Source organism: Parvimonas sp. D2 (assembly GCF_035282635.1).
In the GTDB taxonomy this organism is placed as follows: domain Bacteria; phylum Bacillota; class Clostridia; order Tissierellales; family Peptoniphilaceae; genus Parvimonas.
In genome coordinates this window covers 421,827-446,061 of record NZ_JAYKBO010000001.1, presented here as the reverse complement: position 1 = coordinate 446,061, position 24,235 = coordinate 421,827, and the positions used below count along the sequence as shown (strand labels likewise).

General features: G+C 26.1%; 30 protein-coding genes. 26 read left to right on the top strand and 4 right to left on the bottom strand.

The window, feature by feature from the left end:
• Positions 1–87 precede the first annotated feature (87 nt).
• From VJI77_RS02120 to VJI77_RS02085, 8 genes are all read left to right on the top strand, one after another.
• On the top strand, positions 88–1,575 hold the full coding sequence (locus VJI77_RS02120; protein ID WP_323988073.1) for a hypothetical protein: 1,488 nt from the start codon (positions 88–90) through the stop codon (positions 1,573–1,575).
• A gap of 157 nt (positions 1,576–1,732) precedes the next feature.
• The gene (gene queA, locus VJI77_RS02115) at positions 1,733–2,776 is read left to right on the top strand and encodes a tRNA preQ1(34) S-adenosylmethionine ribosyltransferase-isomerase QueA (protein ID WP_323988072.1); all 1,044 of its coding nucleotides are present in this window, start codon (positions 1,733–1,735) and stop codon (positions 2,774–2,776) included.
• The gene (gene tgt / locus VJI77_RS02110) at positions 2,776–3,894 is read left to right on the top strand and encodes a tRNA guanosine(34) transglycosylase Tgt (protein WP_323988070.1); all 1,119 of its coding nucleotides are present in this window, start codon (positions 2,776–2,778) and stop codon (positions 3,892–3,894) included. Before queA ends, tgt begins: the two co-directional genes overlap by 1 nt.
• A gap of 2 nt (positions 3,895–3,896) precedes the next feature.
• Positions 3,897–4,583 carry an SdpI family protein gene (locus tag VJI77_RS02105; protein WP_323988069.1) on the top strand — a complete coding sequence of 229 codons (687 nt, stop codon included), beginning with the start codon at positions 3,897–3,899 and terminating at the stop codon, positions 4,581–4,583.
• Between the two features lie 170 nt (positions 4,584–4,753).
• Positions 4,754–5,119 (top strand): GntR family transcriptional regulator, encoded by a 366-nt coding sequence (locus VJI77_RS02100; protein WP_269755411.1) that lies wholly within the window; start codon positions 4,754–4,756, stop codon positions 5,117–5,119.
• Positions 5,120–5,121: 2 nt separating this feature from the next.
• Positions 5,122–5,952, top strand: coding sequence for an ABC transporter ATP-binding protein (locus VJI77_RS02095; protein ID WP_323988068.1), 831 nt, complete (start codon positions 5,122–5,124; stop codon positions 5,950–5,952).
• Positions 5,953–6,555 carry an ABC-2 transporter permease gene (locus tag VJI77_RS02090; protein WP_323988067.1) on the top strand — a complete coding sequence of 201 codons (603 nt, stop codon included), beginning with the start codon at positions 5,953–5,955 and terminating at the stop codon, positions 6,553–6,555. It begins immediately after the preceding gene.
• A 9-nt stretch (positions 6,556–6,564) separates the two neighbouring features.
• Positions 6,565–7,167, top strand: coding sequence for a hypothetical protein (locus VJI77_RS02085; RefSeq protein ID WP_323988066.1), 603 nt, complete (start codon positions 6,565–6,567; stop codon positions 7,165–7,167).
• A 156-nt stretch (positions 7,168–7,323) separates the two neighbouring features.
• Here the strand turns inward: VJI77_RS02085 and VJI77_RS02080 are convergent, their stop codons facing one another.
• From VJI77_RS02080 to VJI77_RS02070, 3 genes are read right to left on the bottom strand one after another with little or no spacing between them, the layout of a single operon-like run.
• On the bottom strand, positions 7,324–8,439 hold the full coding sequence (locus tag VJI77_RS02080; RefSeq protein WP_313960967.1) for an ABC transporter permease: 1,116 nt from the start codon (positions 8,437–8,439) through the stop codon (positions 7,324–7,326).
• The gene (locus VJI77_RS02075) at positions 8,429–9,481 is read right to left on the bottom strand and encodes an ABC transporter permease (protein ID WP_323988065.1); all 1,053 of its coding nucleotides are present in this window, start codon (positions 9,479–9,481) and stop codon (positions 8,429–8,431) included. Before VJI77_RS02075 ends, VJI77_RS02080 begins: the two co-directional genes overlap by 11 nt.
• Positions 9,481–10,410: an ABC transporter ATP-binding protein gene (locus VJI77_RS02070; RefSeq protein ID WP_323988064.1), complete on the bottom strand. Its 930-nt coding sequence runs from the start codon at positions 10,408–10,410 to the stop codon at positions 9,481–9,483. The genes VJI77_RS02075 and VJI77_RS02070 overlap by 1 nt, the downstream gene beginning before the upstream one ends.
• A 165-nt stretch (positions 10,411–10,575) precedes the next feature.
• On the opposite strand from VJI77_RS02070, the gene VJI77_RS02065 reads away from it, so the two are divergent.
• Together VJI77_RS02065 and VJI77_RS02060 are read left to right on the top strand one after the other, a co-directional pair.
• A complete protein-coding gene (locus tag VJI77_RS02065) occupies positions 10,576–11,622 on the top strand; it encodes a sensor histidine kinase (protein WP_313960965.1) in 1,047 nt (348 codons plus the stop codon).
• Positions 11,603–12,202, top strand: a complete 600-nt coding sequence (locus VJI77_RS02060; protein WP_009372776.1) for a response regulator transcription factor — start codon at positions 11,603–11,605, stop codon at positions 12,200–12,202. Before VJI77_RS02065 ends, VJI77_RS02060 begins: the two co-directional genes overlap by 20 nt.
• A gap of 101 nt (positions 12,203–12,303) precedes the next feature.
• Here the strand turns inward: VJI77_RS02060 and VJI77_RS02055 are convergent, their stop codons facing one another.
• Entirely contained in the window at positions 12,304–13,539 is a 1,236-nt protein-coding gene (locus VJI77_RS02055) for a dicarboxylate/amino acid:cation symporter (RefSeq protein ID WP_323988062.1), read from the bottom strand.
• Positions 13,540–13,835: 296 nt separating this feature from the next.
• On the opposite strand from VJI77_RS02055, the gene VJI77_RS02050 reads away from it, so the two are divergent.
• Genes VJI77_RS02050 through VJI77_RS01975 form a run of 16 tightly spaced genes read left to right on the top strand, consistent with a single transcriptional unit; the run spans position 13,836 to position 24,217 of the window.
• Positions 13,836–14,174: an Asp23/Gls24 family envelope stress response protein gene (locus tag VJI77_RS02050; RefSeq protein WP_009372433.1), complete on the top strand. Its 339-nt coding sequence runs from the start codon at positions 13,836–13,838 to the stop codon at positions 14,172–14,174.
• Between the two features lie 9 nt (positions 14,175–14,183).
• The gene (gene nusB / locus VJI77_RS02045; protein WP_313960963.1) at positions 14,184–14,588 is read left to right on the top strand and encodes a transcription antitermination factor NusB; all 405 of its coding nucleotides are present in this window, start codon (positions 14,184–14,186) and stop codon (positions 14,586–14,588) included.
• Between the two features lie 23 nt (positions 14,589–14,611).
• Positions 14,612–14,959 carry a hypothetical protein gene (locus VJI77_RS02040; RefSeq protein ID WP_313960962.1) on the top strand — a complete coding sequence of 116 codons (348 nt, stop codon included), beginning with the start codon at positions 14,612–14,614 and terminating at the stop codon, positions 14,957–14,959.
• 15 nt (positions 14,960–14,974) lie between these two features.
• Positions 14,975–16,174: an exodeoxyribonuclease VII large subunit gene (gene xseA / locus VJI77_RS02035; RefSeq protein WP_323988061.1), complete on the top strand. Its 1,200-nt coding sequence runs from the start codon at positions 14,975–14,977 to the stop codon at positions 16,172–16,174.
• Positions 16,164–16,421, top strand: coding sequence for an exodeoxyribonuclease VII small subunit (xseB, locus tag VJI77_RS02030; protein ID WP_029949726.1), 258 nt, complete (start codon positions 16,164–16,166; stop codon positions 16,419–16,421). Before xseA ends, xseB begins: the two co-directional genes overlap by 11 nt.
• Positions 16,421–17,269: a polyprenyl synthetase family protein gene (locus tag VJI77_RS02025; protein WP_323988060.1), complete on the top strand. Its 849-nt coding sequence runs from the start codon at positions 16,421–16,423 to the stop codon at positions 17,267–17,269. The genes xseB and VJI77_RS02025 overlap by 1 nt, the downstream gene beginning before the upstream one ends.
• On the top strand, positions 17,269–18,003 hold the full coding sequence (locus VJI77_RS02020) for a TlyA family RNA methyltransferase (RefSeq protein ID WP_323988059.1): 735 nt from the start codon (positions 17,269–17,271) through the stop codon (positions 18,001–18,003). The genes VJI77_RS02025 and VJI77_RS02020 overlap by 1 nt, the downstream gene beginning before the upstream one ends.
• Before the next feature lie 8 nt (positions 18,004–18,011).
• Positions 18,012–18,464: an arginine repressor gene (locus VJI77_RS02015; protein WP_009354235.1), complete on the top strand. Its 453-nt coding sequence runs from the start codon at positions 18,012–18,014 to the stop codon at positions 18,462–18,464.
• 7 nt (positions 18,465–18,471) lie between these two features.
• Entirely contained in the window at positions 18,472–20,190 is a 1,719-nt protein-coding gene (recN, locus tag VJI77_RS02010; RefSeq protein ID WP_323988058.1) for a DNA repair protein RecN, read from the top strand.
• Positions 20,175–20,693: an NUDIX hydrolase gene (locus tag VJI77_RS02005; RefSeq protein ID WP_323988057.1), complete on the top strand. Its 519-nt coding sequence runs from the start codon at positions 20,175–20,177 to the stop codon at positions 20,691–20,693. The genes recN and VJI77_RS02005 overlap by 16 nt, the downstream gene beginning before the upstream one ends.
• A gap of 1 nt (position 20,694) precedes the next feature.
• Positions 20,695–21,306 carry a site-2 protease family protein gene (locus VJI77_RS02000; protein WP_323988056.1) on the top strand — a complete coding sequence of 204 codons (612 nt, stop codon included), beginning with the start codon at positions 20,695–20,697 and terminating at the stop codon, positions 21,304–21,306.
• The gene (locus VJI77_RS01995; RefSeq protein ID WP_323988055.1) at positions 21,306–22,040 is read left to right on the top strand and encodes a segregation and condensation protein A; all 735 of its coding nucleotides are present in this window, start codon (positions 21,306–21,308) and stop codon (positions 22,038–22,040) included. Before VJI77_RS02000 ends, VJI77_RS01995 begins: the two co-directional genes overlap by 1 nt.
• Positions 22,033–22,614, top strand: a complete 582-nt coding sequence (scpB, locus tag VJI77_RS01990; RefSeq protein WP_293439912.1) for an SMC-Scp complex subunit ScpB — start codon at positions 22,033–22,035, stop codon at positions 22,612–22,614. Before VJI77_RS01995 ends, scpB begins: the two co-directional genes overlap by 8 nt.
• The gene (locus VJI77_RS01985) at positions 22,601–23,293 is read left to right on the top strand and encodes a pseudouridine synthase (protein WP_323988053.1); all 693 of its coding nucleotides are present in this window, start codon (positions 22,601–22,603) and stop codon (positions 23,291–23,293) included. The genes scpB and VJI77_RS01985 overlap by 14 nt, the downstream gene beginning before the upstream one ends.
• Entirely contained in the window at positions 23,293–23,682 is a 390-nt protein-coding gene (locus VJI77_RS01980; protein ID WP_323988052.1) for a hypothetical protein, read from the top strand. The genes VJI77_RS01985 and VJI77_RS01980 overlap by 1 nt, the downstream gene beginning before the upstream one ends.
• Positions 23,663–24,217: a tRNA (mnm(5)s(2)U34)-methyltransferase gene (locus VJI77_RS01975; RefSeq protein ID WP_323988051.1), complete on the top strand. Its 555-nt coding sequence runs from the start codon at positions 23,663–23,665 to the stop codon at positions 24,215–24,217. The genes VJI77_RS01980 and VJI77_RS01975 overlap by 20 nt, the downstream gene beginning before the upstream one ends.
• Positions 24,218–24,235 lie beyond the last annotated feature (18 nt).

Below are 24,235 nucleotides of genomic sequence, written 5' to 3'. Positions count from 1 at the left end.
ATGGATAAAATCTTTACTTTGTCCACACTCTGAGAATTAGCTATATTTTTATATTGTTAATTCTCTTTTTTTTTTTTGGAGGATGTAATGAAAAAAATTATTTGTTTTCTTTTAGCTTTAATATTTTTAACTTCTTGTGGGTCTTTTGGAAATAAAAATTCTAATGTAAATACAAATGAACTCATATTTTTTAAGGGAGAAAATAGGGAAGTTAGAAACAAAAAACTTATTGCAGATTTAGAATATTTTGAAAGTGTAATGCTTGAAAAACATCAAAAGGAATATAGATATATTACAGATGAAGATTTTAAAAATAGAATAAAAGAATTAAAATCAAATATAGATAATATTTCTGACAGTGAGTTTGTAGTTGAAATTCAACGAATAATGAGCTATTTTAAAGAAGGACATCTTAGTTTTTTAAATCCAAGCCAGGCTATATTACCTTTTTATTTGAAAACTTTTGATGAGGGCACATATATAATCGGAATTGAAAAAGAGTATGAAGAGTATAATTTTAGTAAAGTAAAAAGTATAAATGGAATTAAAATAAAAAATATTAGGGAAAAAGCAAAGGAAATAATTTCTGGAGATAACAAATATAATATTGATTATTGGGTTGACTATTATATAACAGATTTGGATTATCTTGTAGGACTTAAATTAATTTCAAATGTAAATGAAATAAATGTAGTGATTGAAAAAGATAAAAAAGAATTTAATGTAAAGTTTAAACCTAAGATTAATAGGGATGTTAAAACAGAAAAAAGTGAATATTCTAAAACAGAGGAATTTAAGAAAAATAAAGAAAATTATAAAAAATCAATATTAAAATTAATTGAAAAATCATCAGGAAAAGAAAGAGAAAAATTAGAAAATGATTTTAAGAAAATAGACAATTTGGAGTTTGTTACTTATAATTATATTGGCAAATCTTTTTTAGAAATTGACAATATTCCATATAAGATGAATCCAACACAATCTTATACTTTTGAAACTTTTCCGAAGAGCAATGCAATGGTTCTTCATTATAATAAATGTTTTAGTGAAGAATATAAACCTTTTGACAAATTTTCAGCTGAATTTTTTAATTACATTCGAGATAATAAAAGTTTATTGGAAATTAATAATATAATAATTGATTTAAGATATAATGAGGGAGGAAGCGAAACTGTTTTTCTATCTTTTTTAGATGAGTTAGAAAAGTATGAGAAGGAAAATAAAAAATTAAAAATTCATATTTTAGTAGGAAGAAATACTTTTTCTGCAGGAACAAAAGTGGTATATTCTCTAAAGAAAAAATTTAAAGATGTTACAATTTATGGAGAACCTTTGGCAGGAGGAATATATTCGTCAGGAAATGTAACACAAGATATTTTGCCAAATAGTAAATTAATATTCAGCTATGGACAAAATTTTTTTGATAATACTAAAGATAATAAAGATTTATTTACAGAAAAAGAAATAAAAGAAAATGTATTAATCCCAGATGAAATTTTAAAACCGACAATAAAAGATTATATTGACAATAGAGATTATGTTTTAGAAGAAATATTGAATAGAATGAAAAAGTAACGATTATTTAACAGTTACTTTTTTTGTGTTTAAGAAGATGTAAATAAAATTTTTTTAAAAATGGTTGTTTATTTTAAAAAATTTGAAAAATATTGGAAAACAAGATATAATATATGCTTGTAGATGTATTTTATAATTTAATAAAGGAAGAGTGTTAATGAATAGTTTAAAAACAGATGATTTTGATTTTGAGCTTGATGAGTCTTTGATTGCTCAGTTCCCACTTAAGGATAGATCAAGTTCAAAACTTTTAGTTGTAAATAGAGAAAATTTTGATTTAGAACATAAAAATTTTAAAAATATTGTTGATTATATAAAAAAGGATGATGTTTTGGTAATTAATGATACCAAAGTTATTCCTGCAAGACTTTTTGGAGCAAGACCTGGTAAAGATGAGGCTATAGAAGTTTTACTTTTGAAAAAACATGAGGATAATACTTGGGAAACTTTGGTTAAACCCGGAAAGAAAATGAAGATAGGTTCAAAAGTTGAGTTTGGAAATGGAAAATTACTTGGAGAAGTTGTAGGGATAAGTGAAGATGGAGAGAGATTTGTAAAATTTTCTTATGATGGAATTTTTGAGGAAATTTTAGATGAACTTGGAACAATGCCACTTCCACCATATATTCACGAAAAATTGGAAGAAAGAGATAGATACCAAACTGTTTATGCAAAACACAATGGCTCAGCCGCAGCACCGACTGCAGGACTTCATTTTACAGATGAGCTTTTAAAAGAGCTTCAAGAAAAGGGAGTTAAAATCGCAAGAGTTACACTTCATGTCGGACTTGGAACTTTTAGGCCGGTTAAGGTTGATAATGTTTTGGAACATAAAATGCATGATGAGTATTATGAAATTTCAGAAGAAAGTGTTGAAATAATTAATACAGCAAAGGAACAAGGAAATAGAATTTTTGCGGTTGGAACAACAAGTGTAAGAACTTTGGAAACAGTTTATAAAAAATATGGAAAACTTGTAGCTTGTAAGGGGAATACGGATATTTTCATATATCCGGGTTTTGAGTTTAAGGTTGTTGATTGCCTTATTACAAATTTTCATTTGCCAAAATCAACATTAATTATGCTTGTCAGTGCTTTTGCATCAAAAGAGATAATAATGAATGCATATAATGAAGCTACGAAAAACAAATACAGATTTTTCAGTTTTGGCGACGCAATGCTTATTAAAAAGGAGAAATAATGGAATTAAAATACGAATTGATAAAAAAGTCTTCGGATTGTAATGCAAGACTTGGGAAAATATATACAAATAGGGGTGTTATCGAAACTCCAATTTTTATGCCTGTAGGAACGAGAGCGACTGTTAAGGCGATGAATGTAGATGAGTTAAAAGAGATAGGCTCACAAATAATCTTAGGAAATACTTACCATTTATATTTAAAACCAGGTCAAGAAATTATTAGAATGGCTGGTGGACTTCATAAGTTTATGAATTGGGACAAGCCAATTTTAACAGATAGTGGAGGTTTTCAAGTTTTCAGCCTTGGAGATATTAGAAAGATAACTGAAGAGGGTGTAGAGTTCAGATCTCATATTGACGGTTCAAAGCATTTTATTTCTCCTGAAAAATCAATGGAAATTCAAAATGATTTAGGCTCTGATATTATGATGGCTTTTGATGAATGTGCACCATATCCTGCAAGTTATGATTATGTAAAAAATTCTATGGAAAGAACTTTACGTTGGTTAAAGAGATGTAAGGATTATCATAAAAATACAGATAATCAAGCACTTTTTGGGATTATTCAAGGTGGAATGTTCAAAGATTTAAGAAGAGAGTCTGCACTTGCTACAATTGATATGGATTTACCGGGCTATGCTATTGGAGGGCTTAGTGTAGGAGAACCTAAAGAAATTATGGTTGAATATCTAAATTATACAACACAATTTATGCCTGAAAATAAGCCTAGATATTTAATGGGAGTGGGAACTCCGGATTATTTATTTGAAGCTGTTGAAGCGGGAATTGATATGGCTGATTGTGTTCTTCCTACAAGAATTGCAAGAAATGGAACTGCAATGACTTCAAAGGGAAAACTTGTTATAAAAAATGCTAAATATGCGAAGGACTTTGCTCCACTTGATGATGAATGTGATTGCTATGCTTGTAGAAATCACACAAGAGCTTATATAAGACATTTGGTAAATGTTGATGAAATATTAGGGGCAAGACTTCTTTCAATCCATAATTTAAGATTTTTACTTAAAACAATGGAAAATATAAGACAATCAATTAGAGAAGATAGATTTTTAGAATATAAAAAAGAATTCTATAAAAAGTATGGATATGAGGACTAGAAATGAATAAATTTTTAAAGTTATTGTTAATTTTAGCGATTACACCTATAATTTTGGCAACAGCAGGTTTTGCTGTACTACCGTCATCAGTTTTTGCTTATATTAAAGATGGTAAAGAAGTTTTTATAGGCTCCTTTATGATTTATACATTTGCTTTGGTAAATGTGGTATTATCATTCTTTGGAATAACATATTTAAGAAGAGTTAGAAAGAAATTTAATGATGAAAATTACCCAACAGGAGTAACTGTTGTAGCTTTTGTAAATCTGCTTATTTCTATTATGTGTAATTACTTTACATTTTCAGTTTTAAAACTTATGTTAAAAAATTCAAAAATGGAAATTCCATTTTATGTAATTAGATTAGTTTTCACTTTAATTGCAATTTTAACCGCAATATACGGAATTTATTTAAGAAGAGTAAATAAAGAAAGTGAATTTGCAATAAGAAATAAATGGACAATGAGTAATGATATAGTTTTTGGATTTGCAAATAAATTTTCAGGAATTGTCTTTATTGCAGGTGGAATTTTTATCTCGATAGTATCTTGGATAATAGGCAATCAAAGTCAATTATATATAACAACTTTATTTACTTTAATAATTTGTGCAATATCATCAAACTATATAAGTAGAACAATAGGTATGAAATACAAAATGATGTATAAGGAAAAAGATAAGAAAATATAGAGTTAGAAAAAATAAAGTGTCAATGAGAAATTTTGACACTTTTTTAGTGGATAAAATAGAACTGAATTAGAATAATAACAAAAAACATACAATAATTTTATAAAAAATGTTGACAAATTTATTTTAAGTGTATATAATGTATATATACAGCAGATAGAGAGGAGGGTTATATGTTAATTAATTTATATAAAGACGATAAAGACCCAATTTATTTACAGATTGTAAAACAGATAAAAAAAGAAATTATGAATAAAAATCTACAACAGGGAGATTTACTGCCTTCCATTCGAGCTTTAGCAACGGATTTAAAAGTAAGTGTAATTACGACTAAAAGGGCGTATATGGAGCTTGAAAAGGATGGTTTTATACAAACTGTTGCTGGGAAGGGAACTTATGTTACAAATAAAACTGTAAATGTAATTGAAGATGAATATTACAGATTATTGGAAAACTCAATTAAAAATGTTTACACTTATGCGGATGCTTTAGGACTATCTAAGGAGGAGCTTAAGGAAATTTTTGAAAATTGGAGGTAATTATGTTAAAAATTAAGAATCTTGAAAAAAATTATAAAAATTTTAATTTGAATATGACTTTTGATTTGAAAGAGGGCTGTATTATGGGCTTAATCGGGAAAAACGGCTCAGGAAAGACAACTTTGATTTCCACGATTTTAAATATAATTGTAAAAGATAGTGGGAGTTGTATTATTTTTGGAATGGAAAACAACAAATTAACTCCAATTCAAAGGGAAAATATAGGAATTGTTTTTGATGAAATTCATTTTCCGGACAACTTTAAGATATATGAAATTGAAAAATTTTGTAGTTTGATTTATAAACATTGGGATACAAATCTTTTTAGAAAATTGCTTGCTGACTATGAAATAGAAATTATAAAGGAAGTCAGCGAACTTTCTAAAGGAATGAAAATGAAATTGCAATTAGCTGTAGCATTTTCACATAATCCAAAGTTGTTAATTTTAGATGAGGCAACTTCTGGACTTGATCCGATTGTGAGAGATGAACTTTTGGACTCGCTTTTTGAGTTTGTAAGAGATGGTAAACATTCTGTTTTAATGTCCTCACATATTTTATCTGATATTGAAAAAATTTCGGATGTAATAACTTATATTGATAATGGAAAATTAATTTTTTCCGAATATAAAGATGATTTGCTTGAAAAGTATTGCATAATAAAAGGAGATGAAAGTATTTTAAACGAAATTGCAAAATGTGATATTTTAGGAGTAAAACAAGGTCATTATGGAATTGAAGCCTGTGTCAGCAGAAATTCATTCAAAGGAGAAAATTTTGATAAACCTACATTAGAGGATATAATGATATTTTTAAATAAAGGAGTGATTTAATTGAAAGCATTACTTTATAAAGATATAATAGTTTTAAATAATAATTTAGTCGCAATTTCAATGATATCATTCTTTTTGATTATTGCTATAATATCTGGAAATATTGATATAGCATATTTGATAGCATCCTTTGGACTTATTATTTTATTTATAAAAATTTTTGAAAGTGATTATAAAAATGGTTTTTATAAATATATAATTTCTAATGCAGTTGAAGAAAAATCCATAGTAACTTACAAATATCTTTTTATATTATCAGCTGCCATTTTAGTTTTTTTATTCAACTTTTTACTTGCATTTGTGACTGGTTATGACAAAACTTTTTATAGATTTTTGGTTTTTTTAAGTATAAATATTTTTCTTTATGAAATACTCATTCCAATATTTTTTAGATTTGGGAAAATCGCCATAGATATTGTCAATGTTGTTGGTACTGTTGTTCATATTACTGGAGTTTTTTATATAGTAAAAAATGATACTTTTTTGAAGTTTGAAATTGGAAATAAATTAAATATATTTATAATTTTAATTATAATCGATTTAATTTTGTTTGTATTTTCATTTTTATTGAGTTTGAAATTTATTAGAAGAAAGATAAGTTAGGAGTTTGTTATGAAAGGTTTATTGCTTTTAGAATATCTTGAAATTAAGAAAAAATGGTATTTTTTTACTTTAGATTTAATACTGCTGTGTGTTGGAGTGTTTTTTGAAATGTTATTTACTTATATTTTTGTGTTTTCAGTTATTGGAAGTAGAGATGTCGGAAATAATTTTGAAAGAAATAAAAAAATAAACAAATATATTTTAACAACTAAATTTTCAAGAAAAGATTTAATTGTATCAAAGTTTTTAGTTTCAACTCTAAAAATTTTAGTCTATTATATTATTTTATTTGTATTTGTTAGAATTTTTAATTCAAGTTTTTTATTAAGTTTATTAGGATATTTTTTTACGGCTATATTTATAAATCCAATAGTTCAGTATTCATATTTTGTATTTAAAGATAGAGATGATATAGTTCCATTTTTTGTTATGATTACATTTCCTCTTCTTTTTATGTTGTTGGGGTTTAAATATTTACCTAATTTTATTGGACTGTATGAAAATACGTATTTATTAATATTGTTTTTTATAGCTATATTTAGTTTAAATGTTCTGTGTAATATTTATTTACTAAAAGCAACTGTTAAGAATATTGAATACGAAGATTTTTAGAAAAATAAAAGGAGGCAAGACTTCTTTTAGATTGGTGATAATGTCAATGAAAACGGTAAAGCAAAAATGCCAATAAATTGTATACTGAATATTGCTTGAATAAACATAAAAAAGCACAGACAAAAATTATGTTTTGTCTGTGCTTTAAGAAGTCGATTAAGCGACTTCTTTTAATTTGTATCTTTTTATGAATATTCCTAGTAGTGTATAAAATACTATGAATACAACTTGTGATGCAACAAATAGTAAAAATTTTTCAAAATTTATTTCTTCTAAAAACTTTACAAAATAATATTGTGGCATAAATTTAGAAACATTTATTAATCCTTGTGGTAAGAATTTCATCGGCAAAAATACTCCTGATGAAAATGCCATTATTAATGTGAAAGCAGAATTTACACCATTTACAACTTTTACATCCTTTGAAATTGATACAAGTAGTTGTCCTAGTGAAATTGCAGTAAATGAAAATATAAATACTGCTAGACTCATATATACTAAATTAGTTTTAGGTATTTCTTCGTTCACTCTTGATATTGAAACAGCTAAATAAAAACTTGATATTAATATAGATATTATTACCTGAGCTAAAAATTGTTGTAAAGTTTGTGATTTTTGACTATAAGGGGACAAAGCCATTCTCTTTAAAAGACTTTCTTTTTTAAATTCAGCATCAATATTTATAATTATTGAAATTATACTCATAAAAACTATATAACTTAGGATTAAAAAAGTAGCGTTAAAGGCTTCTTTTCCTTTTTCTTGATTATATAATTTAGTATCTATTATCTTTACATCAATCTCTTTCTTTAATGTATTTATTACCTCTTGTTGATCAACATTTGAATTTATTGCAGACAATGTGTAATTTAGATAACTTTTTAAATCTATTTTTAAAAAGGTTATATATGAAGTTTTTGTTGGTGCTAAAATTGAAATTGCTTTTTTATTATTTAACAAATTTTGTTTAAAATCTTTATTAATTACCATATAAGCTATAATTTTATCCTCAACAATTTGTTTTCTTGCTTCGCTTTCCGTAATTTTTTCTTCTTTTACATTATGTTTTTCTTTTAAATAATTTATTAAGGCTTTTGATTCTTCACTTTTATCTTCATCATTTATCATTAAGTCCAGCTTCATAGGTTTAAATTCAACATTATTATCTTTTGAGCTGGTAAATATAATCAACATAACCATAAAAATTATGAAAGAAAATAAAACTGCTTTTATATTTTTTATAAATATTTTCATATAATTTTTAAATATCATTATACTTATGCCTCCTCAAATATATTAATGCAATTCCAAATAAAATCATAGTAAATGGAATTATAAATTTAGCCATTGTAATTAAGTAGCTATTGTCATTTGCGATATTTACACCTAATAATGCATTTTCCATATAGAATGTTGGATTTATCTTTTTTATTATAGGGAAAGCTGAAGTTATAGCATTTGTTACACTTGAGCCCATCATTCCTGAAGTATAATTCATTAGAAGAATACATCCAAGTCCAACCATTGTTTTAGTTTCGGTTTTTGCCTTTAGAGCAACTGCAAGGAACATTCCCATAGTTATTCCAAAAATCATAATTAAAAGTAGAGTAATAATTGAAGCAAAATAGTTTGTTATTAAGGTTATCCCAAATACAAGTTTTAAATAAATAATCAATAATGTAGAATTAAAACTTGTAACTATAAGTGCAGATATTATTCCGTTTATTAAATAAGTTGATTTTTTTATTGGAGAAACTAACATTCTTACTGCAAAATCAGACGAATCATATAATATATTATCTATGTAGATAACGCCATCAAACATAGTATATAGACTTGCCATAATAATTATTGAAAAAAGTATGGGTTCAACACCTGTAACACCATGGTTTTTGTCCTCTATAAAGTCTTTATCTATATTTTTTATAATTTCTTCCTGATTAATTTTAGTTTCATACATTTGTTTTATTTGGTCAAGGATATTTTTAACAACCATAACTTCTGAATTAGATGATATAATTTTTAAAGATAAATCATCTTCTATAAAGGCTTTATATTCTTTGTTTTTTAGATCTGTTTGAACATCTTCTTTTACTTCTTTAAGATTAAGATATGGAATTTGTTTTAAAATATATTCATGGGGATTATTTTTGTTAATTCCAACATTTACTTTATCAAAATTTTTGCCCATATTAGGAATTACTAGGCAAAAGAATGTAGCTAAAATCATAGGAAAAAAAGTATTCCAAAATAAATTTAGTTTATCTCTAGTTAAATGTAGCAAATTTACTTTTAAAGCAGATAAAATTCCCATTATTCTCTAAGCTCCTTTCCTGTCATTTCTAAGAAAATATCTTCCAGTTTAGGTTTCTTTGAAAAAATTTCTTCATAAACTACATTGTTTTCATCAAGTAGGTAGATTAATTTTTTAATGTTTCCTGTATCACTAGAATAATTAAAAGTTACTTGATTTTCCTTCGCTTCAACATCAATTACCTCGTCTTGTTTTTCTAAGATTGAAATAATTTCAGGTTTTATAAAACCTACAACTGTAATCTTTTCTTTTACACTTACTCCATTAATCAAAGTTTGCATATCTCCGGTTAAGATATTTTTTCCATTATCCATAATAGAAATTTTATTGCAAAGATATTCAGCTTCATCTAAATAGTGAGTAGTATAAAGAATTGATGATCCATTTTCAGCTAAATTTTTAATTCCATCTAAGATAAACTTTCTGCTTTGAGCATCTACTGCAACTGTTGGCTCGTCTAAAATTACAAGTTCAGGCTTATGTGAAATACCACAAGCGATATTTAAACGTCTTTTAAGCCCACCTGATAGCTTCTTTTCTAACATTTTTTCATGACTTTGAAGTCCTGTAAATTCAATAGCTTCATTTACAAGCCTTTTTCTTTCATTTTTATTAGATACATATAGACCACAGAAATAGTCGATATTTTCTTTTACAGTTAAATTATTAAAAACAGCAAGTTCTTGAGGAACAATTCCAATTTTTTTCTTAATTTCATATTCGTTTGAAATATCTTTTTTGCCAAAAACTTCAATAGTACCGCTGTCATATTTCAAAAGAGATAGCATACACATAATTGAGGTTGTCTTTCCACAACCGTTTGGACCTATAAGTCCAAGTACATCTTCTTTTTCAAGAGATAAATTAAAATGGTCTAAAACAATTTTTTCTTTAAATTTTTTTATTAAATCTTCTATTTTTATAATCATAATTATCACCTCACCAATATTATATCAACAAATTTTTTTAAAAATTAGTGTATTATGTAATTTTATCAATATGACAAATGTAATTTTTTGAAAAATATGGTAAAATAGTTATAATAGTTTTTAAATGATTATTGTTTTATTTATTTTAAATTAGATGGAGATATTATGGTATTTTTAAAGTATTTTTTATTAAACTTTTTGTTTTTATTTTCAGAAAAAATGAGTTTTGCTAATGTTGCAATTTTTAGCTTAATTTCGTTAATTTTTGTGCTTATAGTTGAAATTAAGGAAAATATATATTATAGTTTAGCTTTGTCAGTAATTTTCTTGATTATAATTTATTTTTTTCCGGAGTTTAGATTTTTTATGTTCTCTTTTATTTATGCAATTTATAGCAAGTCAATTTACAATATTCCAATATTTCTTGTATTCCTATTGAGTAAAGAAATTAACTTTTTTGCTTTATCTTTATTAATTGTTTGTCTATCTCAATATGATAGAGAACTCTATGAAAGAAAAGTTTTTTATCATAGAGAGTTTTTAAATTTTTATAAGACAAATTATAAATTACAAAAAGATTTAAAGAAATTGTATCTGGAAGAAGAAAAAAAGAATTATGATAGTATTTTAAAAGAAAGAGAAAAAATTTCAAAAGAATTACATAATTCAATAGGACATACAATTTCAGCTTCTATTTTGGAACTTAGAGCATTGGAATTAATATGTGATGATGAAGAGATAAAAACTTCAGTTATAAGAATTAGGGAGAATTTATCAGGTGGATTAGTTGATATAAGAAAAATAATTCATAATATGTATAAATCTGCTTTTGACTTAGAAAGCTCTATTGAAAAAATTATAAATGTTCCAAATGTAAAGTCAAAATTAATATATAGAGTTAAAACAAAGATGAATGAAAATTTAAGTTTTGACATTTTAAGCATTGTAAAAGAGGCTTTTGCTAATTTTACTAAACATTCAACTGGAGATAGTTTTACTGTGAGAATAATAGAAAATGAAAATTCATATATAATTACGATTTTTGATAATGGAAAAAATATTAATATTGAAAAAAATGACGGTCTTGGAATTTTGTCTATGGAAGAAATAGCAAAAAAATATAATGGGCTATTCAATGTTATTACAGATGATGGATTTAAGATAAATATTGCAATAGATAAGGGAGAGAATAATGAAAATTTTAATGGTTGATGATGATTTATTAGTATTAAATGCTTTAAGTACTATATTGGAAAAGAGTAGTTATGAAATAGTATTAGCTACTACAGACTCTAAAAAAGCAATTGAGACTTACAAAGAAAATAAAATTGATGTAGTCATTTTAGATATTAGAATGAAAGAAGTAAATGGAGTTGATGTTGCAATAGAAATTTTAGAATATGACAAAGATGCCAAAATAATGCTCTTAACAACTTTCAATGATAGAGATGATATAATTAGAGCTTTAAACAAAGGTGTTTTAGGAGTTATCTTAAAAGATAATGTAGCATCACTAATTCCTGCAATAGAAAGTGTAAAGCTTGGGAATAAAATTTTAGATAATGAATTAAAATTACAAAGCCTATTTAATACGACAAAAAAAGATTTTGAAAATTTAACTCAAAAAGAAATTGAAATTATAGAACAAATTGCAAAGGGACTTTCAAATAAAGAAATTTCAGAAAAATTATTTTTAAGTGAGGGAACTGTTAGAAATTATATTTCAGGAATTTTAGAAAAGTTAGAACTTAGAGATAGAACGCAACTTGCAATATATTATTATACGAAGTAAATAAACAATAAATCAGATAAAAAGCCAACATAAGTTGGCTTTTTTAGTGAAACAGGAGGTTTCATATTTGCCCATTTGATTAAAAACATCTGATAAGGGGGTTAATCATTATGTTTTGAATAATCTAATTCTTTTTCAGAGTGGGCAACAACAACTGAACAAGTTATATCTCCTAAAATATTAACTGCTGTCCTTATCATATCAAAAATTCTATCAATTCCAGCGACAAGTGCGATTCCCTCAATAGGAAGTCCTACACTTTGTAGTACCATTGTAAGCATAATTACTCCAGCACCTGGAACTCCGGCTGTTCCAACAGATGCTAATGTCGTTGTTAGTACAATTACAATTTGTTGTTGAATTGATAAGTCTATTCCATATACTTGTGCTATAAATAATGCACAAACTCCTTGGTATATTGCTGTTCCATCCATATTTATGGTTGCACCTAAAGGTAAGACAAAACTAGCAATAGGTTTAGAAACACCCATTTCTTCTTCTGCAGTTTCCATAGAAACAGGAAGAGTTCCTGCAGAAGAAGCAGTAGAAAATGCTACAAAAAATGGAGTAGAAGCTTTTCTAAAAAATGTTCTAACTTTCATTTTAGTAAATATTTTTATAGATGATGAATACACTAAAAGTGCATGAATAATACTGGCTAGATAAACTATAAAAATAACTTTAAGTAAAGGTAATAATACTTTTGGACCATTATTTGCAATAACTGGAGTAATTAAACCTAATACCCCAATTGGAGCAAGTTTCATTATTCCGTTTGTAATAGAAATCATAGCATTTGATATTCCATCAAAAAATAAAAAGACAGGTTTAGACTTTGTTTCTCCTAAAGATAAAAGTCCACAACCGAGTATCAATGCAAATACTATAATTTGTAACATATTTCCTTCAACTATTGACTTCATAGGATTTGCAGGAATTATATTTACTAAAGTATCTATAAAATTAGGTGCTTCATTTACTTTTACTTCTGTTAATGTTGTAGGTAATGTAAAACCTGCACCTGGTTTTAGGATATTAGTAAAAAACAAGCCTAAAATTATTGCAAAGGTAGTTGTTAAAAAATAAAACACAAAAGTTTTTAAACCTATTTTTCCAAGTTTCTTTATATCTTTTAATTCAGCGACACCAACAACCAGTGATGAAAATACTAAAGGAACTATCACCAATTTAATTAAATTTAAAAATATAGATCCAATTGGTTTTAGATAAGTATCTGCAATTTTTGGATTTGATTGTAAACACAGACCTAAAGCTACACCAATGAAAAGTGCGATTATAATCTGTAGGGGTAATGAGATTTTTTTTCTTTTTTTCATTCTAATTCCTCCTAAATTAATTTAGTACTATAATACAATGCACTTTTATTATAACATAAAATAAATTAAAATGAAATAGAATTAATAATAAAATTTGCTATAATAAATTGTTTTCCTGATAAATTTTAATAAAAGTATTTAGAATAAATAATAAAAATAATTCAAAAATATTTATTTATATATATTCATAAATAACTTAATTTAAAAATTGAATAAAACTTGAAAAAATATGCAAATTTATTTGAATAAATTTGCAATTTTTGATATAATACTAGATAAGTGGAGGTGTATTAATTATGAATAAAAATAAATTCGAAAATGGCAGTGTCAAGATATCAAATGATATTTTTTATATGATAGCTGCTATGGCAACTATTGAAGTTGAAGGGGTAAAATCTATAGTTGGAATTCCAGATGATATCGAAAAAATTAATGCAAAAAATTCTAAGAAAGGAATAGAAATTGAATTTTTAGAAAAAGGAATTGAAGTTTGTGTTAAAGTTTCAGTAGAATATGGACAAAAATTCGAAGAAATTGTTAAAAAAATTCAAGAAAATATAAAATTAAAAATAGAAGTTATGACAAGTATTAAAGTTTTAGGTGTGAATATTTGTATTGAGTCTATTGAAAAGTAGAGTGCTTATATGACTAGAAGTGAAGCACGAGAATGGTGTATGAAGCTGATATATCAGCTAAGTATACAAAATAATTTTAAATGTGATGAGATTGAAAGTTTTATAGAGTATTTTGATTTGCCTAGTAGCGAAGTTAAGTATATTAGGAAGAATTGTAAATCTATAATAGACAATCTTGATGACATTGATAATATTATAAAAGAAAATTTAGAAGGTTGCTGGAACTACAATAGAATAGCTAAGATTGACTTGGCAATTCTTAGAGTTGCAGTAAATGAAATTTATTACTTAGACGAAATTCCTGAAAGTGTTGCAATAAATGAAGCTATAGAAATTGCAAATAAATATTCAACTGATGCTTCATATAAATTTATTAACGGTATTTTGGGAACAATCGTTAGAGCGAAAAAATAAAAATTTGATTTTAGGAGGTAGTTATGAGTTTACTTGGTAATTTATTGTTAATCGTATTTCTTGCCATAGCTTTAACTGGAATAGGTGTATCAACTTATTTAGTTGGGTCTGAGGGAAAAATAAGATGGGTAGTATATACAATTTTTAGTGTAGTCTGTATTGGAATATTCTTGATATTTAAATATTCAACTAATACAACTCTATTGTTCTGGAGACAAGCATTTCTAATGATGAGTTTTTATGTTCCAGCAGTTTGTACATTAATGGCACTTATAGCTATTCCTAAAACATCTATAAAAGCATTAAAAGAAAGTATAGTTCCTGCAGTTAGTATATTTGCTATAAGTGGTATTCTTTTAATGATATTCTAAAATAGGAGAATTTTGATGACAACATTTAAGGTTAAAGAAGTAAGTAAGTACATTTCGAATGTACTTAGGAGAGATTCTTTTTTATCCAACATAAGTGTTGAAGGCGAAGTATCTAATTTTAAAAAATCAGGTGGACATAGTTACTTTAGTATTAAAGATGATGAAGCTATGCTTAAATGTGTAGTTTTTAAAACTATTCCGATTGCACAAAGTTTGAATTTAACAGATGGACAAAAGGTTGTCGTAACAGGTACTGTTATGACTTATGAAAAAGGAAGCTACTATCAGATTCTATGTAAAAATGTTGAAGAGGTCGGTCGTGGAAATTTATATGAGCAGTTTTTAGCTCTAAAAGAAAAACTTTCAAAGGAAGGCCTCTTTAATTCTGAATTTAAAAAACCAATCCCAAGATTTCCTAAAAATATTGGGGTGGTTACAGCTAAGAATGGAGCTGCAATTCGTGATATTTTAAATACATTGCGAAGAAGATATAGAATTGCAAATATCTATTTTTATCCTGCAAAAGTTCAAGGAATTGGAGCTAGTGATGAAATAGCTGAAGGTGTTAAATATTTAGATTCACTTGATTTTATTGACACGATAATTGTTGGTAGAGGTGGAGGTTCTTTTGAAGATTTGAATGCGTTTAATGATGAAAATCTCATTAGAACCATTTTTAATTGTAAAAAACCTGTTATATCAGCAGTTGGTCATGAGATAGATACAATGCTAACAGATTATGTTGCAGATAAGAGAGCTGCGACTCCGACGGCAGGAGCAGAGCTTTCATCTGTAAGCATGGATGAGATAAAAGAATTTTTAAATCAAGCAGAGAAAAAACTTAATAAAAATATTTTAGAAGAAATTTCTGCTGAAAAAGTTCAGCTTGAACATTTTAAAAAAGAATTGGAATATTACAATCCGGCTAATAGAATTACTACATTGAAAGAAAATCTTGAAAATTTGAAAAAATCTTTGGATGAAAAAATAGTTTCAATTTTTAAATATAATAAACAATTATTAGATTTTAAAAGACAATCTTTGGAGATTATAAATCCGAACAGTATTTTAGATAGAGGATATAGCATTATTTATAATGATAAGAATGAAATTGTAAAGGATATTAAGACTGTAAATGTAGGAGATTCTTTGAAACTTAAAGTTTCTAATGGAGAGATTATTTCCGATGTTAAGGAGATTATAGATGGCAATTAAGTTGGAAAATTATGATAAGGGAATTGAAGAACTTATTAAAATTGTAAATACTTTAGAAAAAGAACAATTAAGTCTTGAAAAAAGTATTGAGTTGTATAAAAAGGGAATGAAACTTCATAAAGAATTAGTTGATATTTTGGAAAAAGAAGAAGGTAGACTATTCTTATTTGATGAAAAGGCTCAAGATGAAGAGGAAAAATTTGTAGAAAAAACTTTAGAAGATGGACAAGTGAGTTTAGAGTTATAATGAAAGATTTTATAAAATTAATTCATAATGATAAAAGCATAATTGAGACAAGATTAAATAAAGTTTATGCATATAATAATGAGTTTGAAAAAATGTGTGCTTATTCTTTTTCTGTTGGTGGAAAGAGAATAAGAGCAATTTTGCTTTTAGAGGCTTTTAAAATTTGTAGGGATATTTCAGATATAGCTATAGACTTTTCAGTTGCTTTAGAGCTTATTCATAACTATTCTTTAGTTCATGATGATTTACCTGAAATGGATGATGATAAATTTAGAAGAGGAGTATTATCTGTTTATGGCAAATATGGACAGTCAAATGCTGTTTTAGTAGGAGATGAGCTTTTAAATAATGCAAATTTAATTATGTTTAAAGCCATTAAACAACTTGAAAATATTGATGAAATCAAAAATGCTATTTCTGCAAGTGAAATAATTTTAAATTCAAGTGGAATAAATGGAATGATTTATGGTCAGTTTTTAGATCTTGAAAATAATGTAGAGAATTTAAGTGATATTGAAAAGATTAATTCTCTAAAGACAGGAGAACTTTTTAAAGCTGCAATTTTAGCGGGAGCAAAACTTGGTGGAGCAAGTGATAATGATTTAGCACATTTGGAGATTTATGCTAAAAACTTAGGTTTAGTTTTCCAACTTCAAGATGATTTATTTGACTATGATGAGGATATTAAATTGAAAAAAAAAACTTTTGCGACCGTTCTGGGAAAGAGTGAAGTTGAAAAGAAAATTGAAGAACTAAATAAAATTTCATTGCAAGAAATTAATAAAATTTCAGGAAGAAAAGAATTTTTTGTAAATTTCATTGATTATATGGCAAAAAGGACTTACTAATGGAAAGAGCAGATATTTGTTTAGTTAATCTGGGTCTTGCAAAATCAAGAACTCATGCAAAGAGGATTATTACAGAAAAAAGAGCTTTTTATTATGGTAAAATTATAGAAAAAGTTTCAATGATGATTGAAAAACCTGAATTAGTAATAGTAAAAGCAACTTTTGAAGATAGTTATGTTGGAAGAGGAGCTATTAAGTTAGACTCTGCAATTAAAAACTTTAAACTTGATTTGGAAAATTTAATCTGTATGGATATTGGTGCATCAACAGGGGGATTTACTCAAATTATGTTAAATGCAAATGCAAAAAAAGTTTATGCAATAGATGTCGGAACAGATCAACTTGCTAAGAGTTTATTGGATGATGATAGAGTGGTTAGTTTAGAAAATACAAATTTTAGATATTTAGATTTTGAAAAAATAGGAGAAAAGATTGATTTTATTTCAATTGATGTCTCTTTTATTTCTTTAAAATATATTTTTGAAAATTTATATAAATTTTTAAAAGAAGATAGTCAGATTGTGGCTTTAATAAAACCACAATTTGAATGTGAAGGAAAAAGTTTAAATAAAAAGGGGATAGTTAAATCCGAAAAAGTCATAGAGAATGTGGTTGAAAAAGTCAAACTCTATGCACTTGGAAATAAGCTTGAAATTATTTCTGTAATTGATTCACCTATACTTGGTGGAGATGGAAATAAAGAAAAATTAGCGCTTATTAAAGGGATTTTTTAAGAGGTTATATGAAAAAATACACAAGACAAAGAATTATTTTAGATTTAATAGAAAATAACGAAATAAAAACACAAGAGGAACTTTCAGATTGCTTGGAAAAAAAGGGAATTCATTCAACACAAGCAACAGTTTCAAGAGATATTAAAGAATTAAAGATTTTAAAGGTTCAAACTAAAAATGGAGAATATAAGTATAAGGTTGTTGATTCACTCTATGATTCTTTAGATGAAAGATTGAGTAAGATTTGTAAGCTTGCAATTTTATCTATAAAGCATAATGAAGATATGATTCTTATAAAGACTATTCCACATACTGCAAGTATATGTGGTTCGTATATAGAAAATGCAAAGTTAAAAATGGTAACTGGAATTGTAACAGGAAATGATACTATCTTTATAGCGATTGATGATAAAGCTTTTTTAGATTCTGTAGTTGAAGAAGTAAAGAAACTTGTAAGGTAGGGATATTATGTTATCTGAATTATATATTAGAAATTTAGCAATTGTTGACGAAATAAAAATTTCCTTTACTGAGGGACTTAATATTTTAACAGGTGAAACAGGAACCGGTAAATCTATAATTATTGGTGCTATTTCTTTGCTTTGCGGTGGAAGAGCCAATACTTCATCCATCGGGAAACGTAGTGATACTGCTTATGTTGAAGGAGTGTTTTTTCTTTCTGATTATGATGAAGAAATTATAAGAAATAAATTTGAATTGCTAGATTTAGATATAGAAATTGAAGATAATATGTTAGTTATTTCAAGAACTATTAACAAAAATGGAAGATCAGTTTCAAAAATCAATAATAGAACTGTAAATAATTCTATTCTATCAGATATTATGTTGAATATTCTAAATGTATGTGGGCAACATGATAGTTATACATTATTTAATAAAGCTGATTTTGTTGAAACTTTAGATAGTTTCTGCAATGATGAGTTTAGAAAAAAATTAAAAGATTTAGAAATATTATATGACAAAATAAAAAAGGCAAATACTAATTTAAAGAAGTTAAAGAATAAAGTTATCAATTTTGATGAAAATGTTGAAGAAATAAAATCAGAAATTGAAGAGCTTAATAGTTTGGAACTTGAAACTTTGGATGAAGAATTTATCGAAAATGAAATTGATAAATTTAATAATAATCAAACAATTTTAGGCTGTTGCGGAAATTTAGTTGAGCTTTTTGATGGAGAAAATTCAGAAGTAAATGCCTTTTCTATAATGAATGAAATAAATAGAAATCTAGTTGTTCTAGAAGAAAATGATAAAAATGTAAAATTAAGTGAAGATTTTGAAGATATTTCTTTTGGATTAAAAGAAATATATACAAAAATTCAAGATTATTACTCAAGTATTTATATTGACGAAGAGAGTCTTACGATTTTACAGGAAAAATTTAATCTTTTAAATGACTTGAAAAGGAAACATAAGACAGATAAAAAAGGGCTTATAAAATATAAAAATTCACTAGAAGAAGATTTATACTTGCTTGAACATTCAAAAGATTTGTTATCTGAAGAAAATAACAAACTTAAGAATTTAAGTGAAGAATATAAAAAGCTTGCTATAGAAATTTCAAATTCTAGAAAAGAAGTTGCAAAGAGAATAGAAAAATTAATTGAAAAAGAATTTTTGGATTTAGATTTAAAAAATTCAATATTTAAAATAGATATAAAAACTAATAATAAAATCACAAATACTGGTTTTGATGAAGTTACTTTTTTAATTTCTACAAACAAGGGTGAAGAACTTCAAGAAATATATAAAATAGCATCAGGTGGAGAACTTAGTAGAATAATGTTAGGATTTAAGAAGGTTTTATCTGATAGGGATAAGATAGCAACTCTTGTTTTTGATGAAATTGATACGGGTATAAGTGGAATAACTGCTCAAATTGTTGGAGAGAAACTTGCAGAAATTTCAAAAAATCATCAACTTCTTGTAATTTCTCATTTACCACAGATTTCTGTTTTATCAGATACGCATTTTATAATAAGCAAAGAAACAGTTGGAGATATAACTTTATCTAAAGTGTTATGTGCAAATTATGATGAAAAAGTTATGGAAATTTCAAGACTTATAGGTGGAGCAAATATTAATGAAACAACTATAAGACAATCTAAGGAAATGATTGAAATTGCAAATGAAAAAAAGGAAAGATTAAGATGTATAGAAAAGTAAAATCAGAAGAAATTTTTGACGGGAAAATTTTGAATTTAAAACTTGAATACTTTGAAAAAGATGATAAAGTTTTAAGAAGAGAAATTGTAGATCATAAAGATGCTGTTGCAATTTTTCCAATTGATGAAAAAGGATATGTATATTTAGTTAAACAATACAGATTTCCAATTCAAGAGGACTTTTTAGAAATTCCTGCCGGACTTGTAGAAATAGGAGAAAATTATGAAGAAACCGCTCTTCGAGAATTGCAAGAAGAAATAGGTTTTAATTCTAATAATTTAGAAAAAATTTTTGAAGGTTATACAAGTGTTGGATTTTGTACAGAAAAAGTTGTAGTCTTCAGAGCTGATAGCTTATTTTCTTCAAAATTACCAGAAGATGAGGATGAAAATTTAAGTATTGTTAAAATCCATTTTGATGAATTAAAAAAGATGTATTTTAATGGAGAAATAAAAGATTTTAAAACGGCAATAGCTATTTTAAATGAAATAAATAGGGGGTAGTATGGACATTATAATAGAGAATTTAATTGTTGGAATTGCTGTAATGTTTGTAATTATAGCCTGTAGAGTTTTTCAAGCAAATGTCGCTTTAGCTCTAGGAGATAATACACCGAAATTAAATGGAGCAACTAGCTTGAATCCTGTAAATCATATAGATATAGTGGGCTTTATTTGTTTTATAATTTTTAAATTCGGTTGGGCGAAGCCATTAGAAGTAAATGTATCTAACTTTAAAAATAGATTCTGGGGTAAAATAATTTACTCCTTATCAAATGCCTTTATGTGCTTTTTAATTGCTTTAATTTCAGCAATTATATATATACTTGTTGGATCTGATAACAAATTGTTATTTTTACTATTTAGAGATATCATCTCTATAAGTATAGTATTTGGAATTATAGGATTGATACCTTTGCCACCTTTTGATGGGGCAATTTTCATAAGTGCATTTTTATCAAGAGAAGTAGAATATGAATATTTTAAACTTTCAAATTATACAACACTTATTCTGCTTGCATTAATTTTGACACGAACTTTTGGAACATTTTTATCACCTATTGCTAATACTGTTGGACAATTTATAATTAAAATTGCTTATATGTTGGTGATGTAATGCAATTAATAGTAAATTTAGATGCTTATTCAGGCCCTTTGGATTTGTTGCTTGATTTAATTTCAAAACAAAAGGTTGATATTTATGATATTGAAATAAGTAAAATAACTAAACATTATCTTGAAGTAATTGAAAATTCTGTTTATAGTGAAGATACTGATATATCAGCTTTTTTGCTAATGTCTAGTACATTAGTTGAAATAAAATCAAGGAGTTTAATTCCTAAAAACACAGATGAAGACGAAGAAGAAATTGTTACAAAAGAACAATTGATTGAAAGACTTATTGAATATAGAAAGTTTAAAAAGGTTGGAGAATACTTTAGAAACTTAGAAACTGAAGGAAGTAAAGCATATTCAAAAATGCAGTCTGATATTACTGAATATATGACTGAAGATAAGGAAATTATTTTAAATACTGATGTTAATGTATTGCTTTCTTTAATGGAAAGTATTATAAATCAGTATCAAATTAAAAATGAAGAAAATTCATTTGAAAGAATAATAGAAAAAGATTTATTTCCAATTGAAAAGTATATTTCAATGATAAAAGATAAAATGTATGAAAAAAAAGAGCTTTATTTTGAGGATTTAGTTTTTTATAATGGAACAAAAAGCGAACTTATAACAATCTTCATATCTATTTTGGAGCTTGTAAAAAATAATATTATTAAGATTTTTCAAGATAAAGATAAAAATATTAAACTTAATTTAGTGGGGGGAGAAGTTGAATAGTAGAGAATATAAACAAGTTATTGAACAGTTGTTATTTGTTTATGGAGATCCTTTAAAAATTGATGATATTGCAAAAGTTTTGGATATTTCAGTAAAAGAGGCTACTGTTTACGCTGATGAACTTGTAGAGGAGTTTGAATTTCAAAAAAGAGGACTTGTAATTCAAAAAATTTCTAATCATTATCAGATAAAGACAAGAAAAGAATATCATGATATTATTTCTAAGCTTTTTGAAAAAGTTACAATGAAGCATTTAACTAATTCAACTTTGGAAACTTTGGCTATAATTGCATATAAACAGCCGATTACAAGGCAAGAAATTGAAGAGATAAGAGGAGTTAAATGTAATAGTTCTATCGATACTCTGATGTCAAAAGATTTTATTGAAGAGGCGGGAAGACTTGATAGAATTGGTAAGCCAATTATTTATAAGACAACTCTGAACTTTTTAAATCAATTTAATTTAAAAACTTTAAAAGACTTGCCTGACATTGAAAAATTTATTTCTGATGAAGAAAAAAACCAAATAGTTGAAGATGAAAATGATGTGGAAATAAAAGATGAGAATAAATAAATTTATTGCAAATTCCGGATACTGTTCAAGAAGAAACGCTGATTTACTTTTAGAACAGGGAAAAGTTTTTGTAAATGGAAAACTTGCTACAAAAGGTACTGATATTTCAGAAAATGATGAAATTTTAGTTGAAGGAAAGAAAATTAAATTAGAAGAAGCAAAAAAATATTATCTTTTAAATAAACCTATTGGATATTCCAGTACAGCGAAAGCTCAATTTCAAGAAAAAATTGTTTTGGATTTGATAGATTCCAAAGAGAGAATTTATCCTGTAGGACGATTAGATAAGGATAGTTTTGGACTTTTGCTTTTAACAAACGATGGGGACTTAGCTTTTAGATTGACACATCCAAGCCATAATGTTGAAAAAGAGTATATCGTAAAGGTTGATAAAACATTAAAAGAAAGCGATTTGAAAAAGTTATCTTCAGGCATAATGCTTGAAGGTAAAATTACAAGAGAAGCAAGATTTGAAATGTTAGACTTTAAAAATAACATAGTAAAAGTTTTTCTAAAAGAAGGACGGAATAGGCAGATAAGAAAAATGTTTAAAACTTTAGGCTATAATGTTATTTCTCTTGAGAGAATTGCGTTTGGTAAAATAAAACTTGGAAAATTAAAATTAGGAAACTACAGAGAACTTAGTAAAGAAGAGATTGAATATTTAAGGAGTTTATAATGATAGGATTAAAAAATGCCACTCCAGAAGAATTTGAAGAACTTTATGTCAAATATGGAATAGGTGGAAGTATTGATTTATCTGTACCAACATTTTATTTCAGCTTAGTAATGGAAGAAAATATAATAGGGTATGTAAAACTTACTTTTAGAGATGAAAATTATTACTTAGAAGAAATAAAATATGATGAAGGAATGGAAAGATTTAATAGATTTTTCATAAAATGTATTGCTTATAAAGTATACATGAAGGGAAAAAAGAAATTTTATTCTAAATTGTTTTTTGAAGGAATTTCAGGAGTTACTAAAGTAGAAGATAATTTATACACTTATGATGTAGATGAAATTTTAGAACAAGGAAAGACTTGCAGTGGATGTAAAAATAAATAATACAAAGACTTTAATTGAATTTTTTATGAAAAATTATATTAGTGAAATTAAAGTTGCAGTTGACATGACAGTTGGGAATGGGTTTGACTCTAAAAATATTTTAGAGATATTACAGCCTAAAAAACTTTATTGTTTTGATATTCAAAAAGAAGCTTTGGAAAATTCAAAAATTTTGCTTGAAAAATATTCGAATTGTGAATTGATTTTAGAAAATCACAAAAATTTTTATAAATATGTAAAGGAAAATATTGATTTTGCAATATATAATTTGGGTTATTTACCTAAAGGAGATAAATATATAACTACTAATGCAGAAGATGTTGAAGAAAGTTTAAAGAAATTGCTCGAGAAATTAAATTCTAAAGGAGTTATTTTCATAACTTTTTATATAGGACATTCTGCTGGTCAGATTGAGAGTTTAGAAATATCAAAATTTTTACAAAACTTAAACCAAAAAGAATATACCATTCTTAAATTTACCTTTGAAAATCAAAAAAATAATCCGCCTTATGTGGTTATGATTCAGAAAATATAAATTATTTTTATATTGACT